General features: G+C 73.4%; 3 protein-coding genes and 1 pseudogene. All 4 read left to right on the top strand.

The genetic code is table 11. From position 1 onward, the window contains the following. Positions 1-699: pseudogene (locus AB0A74_RS42565) on the top strand (hypothetical protein); the annotation flags it as partial. Further along, complete coding sequence (locus AB0A74_RS42570; RefSeq protein ID WP_358258910.1) at positions 696-1,481, top strand: sugar phosphate isomerase/epimerase family protein; 786 nt, start codon at positions 696-698, stop codon at positions 1,479-1,481. The pseudogene AB0A74_RS42565 and the gene AB0A74_RS42570, both read left to right, overlap by 4 nt. Before the next feature lie 53 nt (positions 1,482-1,534). Beyond that, a complete protein-coding gene (locus tag AB0A74_RS42575) occupies positions 1,535-2,455 on the top strand; it encodes a proline dehydrogenase family protein (RefSeq protein ID WP_358258912.1) in 921 nt (306 codons plus the stop codon). Between the two features lie 68 nt (positions 2,456-2,523). After that, positions 2,524-3,306: a thioesterase family protein gene (locus AB0A74_RS42580; protein ID WP_358258914.1), complete on the top strand. Its 783-nt coding sequence runs from the start codon at positions 2,524-2,526 to the stop codon at positions 3,304-3,306. Positions 3,307-3,501: the final 195 nt, after the last annotated feature.

Genomic DNA, 3,501 nt, shown 5'->3' on the forward strand with positions numbered 1-3,501 from the left:
CCCGACGCCGGTCGGGTCGCGCCGCCGGACGCCGGCCGGCCGCGCCCGCCGCAGCCCGGCCCCGAGTCGTCGCGCGCGAGCCTGGCCCGCCCGGTGCCGCCGCGCGAGCCGGTCACCGAGGTGCTGCCGCGCATCGCGGACAAGCTGACCCCGAACGTGCCGCTGGAGTCGCTGCCCACCGAGTCGGTGCTGATCGTGCCGCCGGCGCCGGGCCCCATGCCCGACCCGCTGCCCGACCAGACCGCCGAGGACTGGTTCGGCGACGACTCCGGCGAGATGCCGGTGGTCGAGCCGGAGAGCACCCAGTTCCACCCGTACGTCGATCTCGACGAGGACGACGAGGACGACGACTTCCGCCGCCCCGTCGCCGCCGAGGACGACGAGCCGGCCGGCCTCGCCGACGCCGACGAGGTGGAGGAGGAGGCGGGCGACCGCTCGCCGGGCCGCGAGTGGCTGGTCATGATCGGCCAGCTCGCCGTCGGCGTGCTGGGCGGCGCGGCCCTGTGGCTGGGCTTCAACTTCCTGTGGCGGACCCTCGCGCCCGCCGCCCTGGTGGTGGCGCTGGCGGTGACCGTGGGCCTGGTGCTCCTGGTGCGCCGCATCCGCCGCGCCGACGACCTGCAGACCACGGTCCTGGCCGTGCTGGTCGGCCTGATCGTCACCGTGTCCCCGGCCGCGATGCTCCTGGTGAAGTCTTGATCCCGGTCGGCCTGTCCACGGCCGCCGTGTGGCCGCGCCCGGTCGGCGCGGCGTTCGAGGCCGCCGCCGAACTGGGCTACGACGGCGTCGAGGTCATGGTGTGGGCCGACCCGGTCAGCCAGGACGTGCGGGCGTTGCAGCGGTTGGTGCGGCGCAGCGGCGTGCCGGTGCTGGCCGTGCACGCGCCGTGCCTGCTGATCAGCCAGCGCGTCTGGTCGCCGGACCCGGTGGAGCGGCTGCGCCGCAGCGTCCGCGCCGCGCAGGACCTGGGCGCGCGGACCGTCGTCGTGCACCCGCCGTTCCTGTGGCAGCGCCGGTACGCCGAGACGTTCCCGGACCTGGTCGCGGGCCTGGAGGACGAGAGCGGCGTCGCGATCGCGGTGGAGAACATGTTCCCGGTGCGCCGCAAGCTCGGCCGCGGCCGGTCGGTCGCGGTGACGGCGTTCCGGCCGTCCATCGACCCCACCGACGTGGGGCACCGCAACTACACGCTGGACCTGTCCCACGCCTCCGCCGCGCACATGGACGCGATGGAGCTGGCCAAGCGGATGGGCGACGGGCTGACCCACGTGCACCTGGCCGACGGCAGCGGCCTGCCCAAGGACGAGCACCTGGTGCCGGGGCGCGGCACGCAGCCGTGCGCCGAGCTGCTGGAGTCGCTGGCCCCGGCCGGCTTCACCGGGCAGGTGGTGCTGGAGGTCAACACCCGCAAGGCCAAGACCGACGCCGACCGGCGGGACCTGCTGGCCGAGTCGCTGCTGTTCGCCCGGCTGCACCTGTGAGCGTTCGTCGTCGAGTCGAGCTTTCCCGCCGACCAACGACTAGGGTCTTGATCGTGAATCCGTTGCGCTCGTTGATCCTCGCCGCCGCGGGCAACGAAGCGGTCCGGCGGGCGGTCGCGTCGGCACCGGTGAGCCGCGACGTCGTGCGCCGGTTCGTCGCGGGTGAGACCGTGGCCTCGGCGGTGGACGTGACCGGTGACCTGGTCGAGGACGGGTTGCGGGTCACGCTGGACTACCTGGGCGAGGACACCACCGACCGCGCGCGGGCCGAGCGGACCGTGCAGGCCTACCTCGCCCTGCTCGACCGGCTGCACGACGTGGGGCTGGCCGCCGACGCCGAGGTCAGCGTCAAGCTGTCCGCCGTCGGCCAGGCCCTGGACGAGCGGCTCGCGCTGGACAACGCCTCCCGCGTGTGCGCGGCGGCCGAGCAGTGCGGCACGACGGTCACCCTCGACATGGAGGACCACACCACCACGGACTCGACCCTGCGGGTACTGGCCGAGCTGCGCCGGGCGTGGCCGGACACGGGCGCGGTGCTCCAGGCGTACCTGCGGCGGACGCTGGACGACTGCGTCGCGCTGGCGGGCACCCGGGTCCGGCTGTGCAAGGGCGCGTACGCGGAGCCCGCGTCGGTCGCCTTCGTCGACCCGCACGAGGTGGACCTGAACTACGTGCGGTGCGCCAACGTCCTGCTCGCCGGCGGCGGCTACCCGATGTTCGCCACGCACGACCCGAGGTTGGTCGAGATCGTCGGCGAGCGGTCGCGGTGGTACGGGCGCTCGGTGGAGAACTTCGAGTTCCAGATGCTGTACGGCGTGCGGCCGACCGAGCAGCGGCGGCTGGCGGCGGAGGGGCACGTGGTGCGGGTGTACGTGCCGTTCGGCGAGCAGTGGTACGGCTACCTGATGCGGCGGCTGGCCGAGCGGCCCGCGAACGTGGCGTTCTTCCTGCGGTCCCTGGTCAGCCGCTCGTGAGGGGTTCGGTGGGTACTTCTGTGGGTTCTCCGGTGGGTTCTCCGGCCGTCTTTTCCGTGGCCAATGCGGTGCGTGCGCTGGGTGACGGCACGTACACGGCGTCCTTGCCCGGCGAGTGGACCATCGGGCCCAAGCCCCACGGCGGGTTCCTGCTGGCGCTGGCGGCTCGGGCGGCGGTCGACGCCGCGCAGGTCGCCATGCCGGGGGACGAGCGGGAGCCGTTGGCGGTGAGCGCCCAGTTCCTGCACGCGCCCGAGGTGGGGCCGGTGCTGTTGCGGACGTCCGTGCGCAAGGCCGGGCGGACGGCGACCGTGGTGGGGGTTGTGCTGGAGCAGCGCGGGCGGGCGTGCGTCGAGGCGGTGGTGACGGTCGGCCGGATGCCGGCGCAACAGCCGGACTACGCCGACCTGCCGCTGGTGGCCGCGTCCCCGCCGCCGGACGCCGTCGACCTGGCGACGCTGGGGTCGGGCGGGGTCTACAAGCTGGGCGCGGTGTGCGACGTGCGCCTGGACCGGGCGGGTGCGGGGTTCCTGACCGGCCGGGTCGGCGACCCGCTGGTGCTCACGCTGTGGGCGCGGCCGTTGGGCGAGGAGCCGGACCCCTACTTCGCGCTGGTGGTCGGGGACATCTCGATGCCGGTGACGTTCAACCTGGGGCGGTTCGGGTGGTCGCCGACCGTGCAGTTGACGGCGTTGTTGCGGGCTCGGCCGGTGGGTGGGTGGTTGCGGGTGCGGGTCGCCTGTTCCGCTGTGCACGGGCAGTGGTTCGACGAGGACGCTACTGTCATCGACTCTTCTGGTCGGTTGGTTTGCCAGGCTCGGCAGCTTGCTTTGACGCCTGCTTCCTCGTGAGTTGCGCTGGCGGGCGCTCTCAAGATCAAAGATGAAAGATCAAAAGCGAAGATCAAGAGCGAAGAGCGAAGAGCGGCGCTCGCCGCGCGGCAGGCCCCCGGGGGGTGGAAGGGCGTCGGTTCGTCCCCCGCACGGCCTGCCGGAGGCAACCACAGATCGCCGGGGTCGGCCAAAAAACTTTCGCTCGTTCCTCGC

The organism is Saccharothrix sp. NPDC042600, from assembly GCF_040647305.1.
Taxonomy (GTDB): Bacteria; Actinomycetota; Actinomycetes; order Mycobacteriales; family Pseudonocardiaceae; genus Actinosynnema; species Actinosynnema mutabilis.